The sequence below is a fragment of the Thermodesulfovibrionales bacterium genome, from assembly GCA_035622735.1.
In the GTDB taxonomy this organism is placed as follows: Bacteria; Nitrospirota; Thermodesulfovibrionia; order Thermodesulfovibrionales; family UBA9159; genus DASPUT01.
The window spans coordinates 1-2467 of sequence record DASPUT010000211.1 but is presented as its reverse complement, the minus strand read 5'-3'; the positions used below and the strand labels follow the sequence as shown (position 1 = coordinate 2467).

3 protein-coding genes are annotated in these 2467 nt (G+C 51.8%); all 3 read left to right on the top strand.

The window, feature by feature from the left end; genetic code table 11:
- Window positions 1-884 (top strand): glycosyltransferase family 4 protein (locus tag VEI96_11280; GenBank protein HXX58574.1); only part of this gene is annotated, 884 nt, incomplete at its 5' end.
- 28 nt (window positions 885-912) lie between these two features.
- Window positions 913-1638, top strand: coding sequence for a WecB/TagA/CpsF family glycosyltransferase (locus VEI96_11275; GenBank protein ID HXX58573.1), 726 nt, complete (start codon window positions 913-915; stop codon window positions 1636-1638).
- A 175-nt stretch (window positions 1639-1813) separates the two neighbouring features.
- On the top strand, window positions 1814-2467 hold a 654-nt coding region (locus VEI96_11270; GenBank protein ID HXX58572.1), incomplete at its 3' end, for a glycosyltransferase.

Below are 2467 nucleotides of genomic sequence, written 5' to 3'. Positions count from 1 at the left end.
AGACATGCCACAACTTCAGGTTTTTCTGTGCTAACGGGCTCTTCATGAGGAATGGGAGGGTCTGCGAAGACTGCATCGGTAGGCTGCCGCTGGGAGGCGTCGCTCACGGATGCTACAGAGACTCGAGAATCTATACTCTTCCGCTCGCGGCGGCTGAAGGCTTCCACCGTATCAGGGGCACGTGGTCCAAAAAGATAGATACCTATATAGCGCTCACTACGTTCGGGAAACGCAAGGTGGTGGAATGCGGACTGCCGAGTGGAAAGGTGTTTATTAAGCCGAATTTCCTGTTCCGCCCTCCTGAACCTTCCTCTCTCTTCGGGGATTCCATCGTCTTCATCGGCAGGCTGTCGCGGGAGAAAGGGATCGAAACCCTTCTCGATGCCTTTGCGATGGTCCAACGCGCGGCTCATAAAAATATTACACTGAGACTTGTCGGCGACGGACCGCTGCGGCAGGAGATCGAAAGGAAGATCGCTAATGAAAGGATAAGAAATGTGGAACTCACCGGGAGAAAGGGTTTCAGCGAGAGCATGGCGATCTTGCGGGAGGCGCGGTTTATGGTCATGCCGACTCTCTGTTATGAGATGTTCCCCCTGACGACGATAGAGGCCTTTGCCTGCGGCAAGGCGGTAATCGGCTCGAGACGTGGAGCGATGGAGGAGATAATCGAGGAAGGAAAGACAGGCCTCCTCTTCAGTCCCAGTGACCCCCGTGACCTCGCGTCAAAGATTGGTGTCATGCTCGAAGACGAGGCCTTTGCAACCGAGATGGGCGGGAACGCTAGGGCTGAATTCGAGGCAAAATATACGGCAGAGAGGAATTTTGAGATATTGATGGACATCTATCGCAATGTGCTCAACGGCCGGAATATGGGGAAATGACATGACGGAATCTATCCTAGGTTATCCTGTGACGTCAAAATCTCGGGAAGATTGTGTCTCCGGGATAGTCGGGTGGCTGAAAGAAGGAAAGAGACGGAAATATTTTGTCTGTGCCAATCCCCATTCGCTCGAAGTCGCGCGGAGAGACGACGCCTTCGATGAGGCCCTCAGGAGTGCCGATCTCATTGTTCCCGACGGAGTCGGTATAGTGATCGCTTCGAAGATACTCGGTGGTTCGATCAGGAAAAGGGTAACCGGCAGCGATATCTTTATGGGATTAAGCGAAAGGTTAAACGAGGAGAGGTCGTTCTCTTACTTCTTCCTCGGCTCCACGGATGAGAATCTTGAAAAGATTACGGAGAAGATGCGAAGGGAATATCCGAATATCGGGATTGCGGGAACCTACTCTCCACCGTTTAAGCCGGAGTTCGACGAGAAGGAAAGTTCTTTGATGATTGAGGCGGTGAACAGAGTAAAGCCCGATATCCTCTGGGTCGGCATGACGGCACCGAAACAGGAGAAGTGGATATTGGAAAACAGGGACCGCCTCGACGTATCGTGCATCGGTGCGATTGGTGCGGTCTTCGATTTTTATACCGGGAAGGTGAAAAGGTCCCACCCCGCTTTTCAGAGGATGGGCCTTGAATGGCTTCCGCGGCTGCTCCGCGAACCAGGGCGCCTCTGGAGGCGCAACTTTGTCTCAAATCCTCGTTTCTTGCTGCGGGTATTCGGATCGAGGTTTCAGAAAAGCTGAACTGATCACGCTCTCTTGTTGGGGGAACGTTCAAGTATCTTGCATTTACTATTACGTTCTGAAAAAATACGTCCATGGTAGGGATGCGGATGATACTCCCTCCGGAGGTAATCGGGGATAAGTTAACCCCTCAGGTAATTCAGGGGATTACTTTCGGGCGTGAGGGCCTTTCTCAGTGAAGATCGCGATCCTCGGCTCGAAGGGAATGCCGGTCAATTACGGAGGGTTCGAGACCCTGGCAGAAGAGGTTTCTACCCGTCTTGTGAAGAAGGGCCATGAGGTGACCGTCTACTGCTGCAGGCCCTATATGAAGGGCGATGAAGATACCTACAAGGGGGTAAGACTGGTCATTTTACCCACGGTCAGGCTGAAGGGTATCGAGAGGCCTCTCTATGAACTCATCTCCCTTCTTCATGTCTCATTCCTGAACGCCGAGGTTGTTCTTGTTCTCGGCCCTTCTCCGTTCTGTTTTCTGCCGAGGCTTTTCAAGAAGAAGGTCGTAATAAACATAGACCGCTTTGTCCGTCAGCAGAAGAAATCTGAGAAGACGTCATCATGGTATCTGCGATTTTCGGAGCAAATGTCCGGCAACAACTCCGATGCGGTAGTAACGTCAGCCAAGTGGATGCAGGAGTATTATAAAAAGCAGTATGACAAGGATTCCATTTATATTGCCTATGGAAGCGATTTGAAGAAGTATCCACCCGGGGAGATATTGAGAAGATTCGGCCTGGAGCCGAAGGGATATATCCTCTACGTGGGTCCTTTCGAACCGGCTGAGAATCCTCTCATGGTGAGGGAGGCCTTTGATGAGCTCGGAGATTCTGCG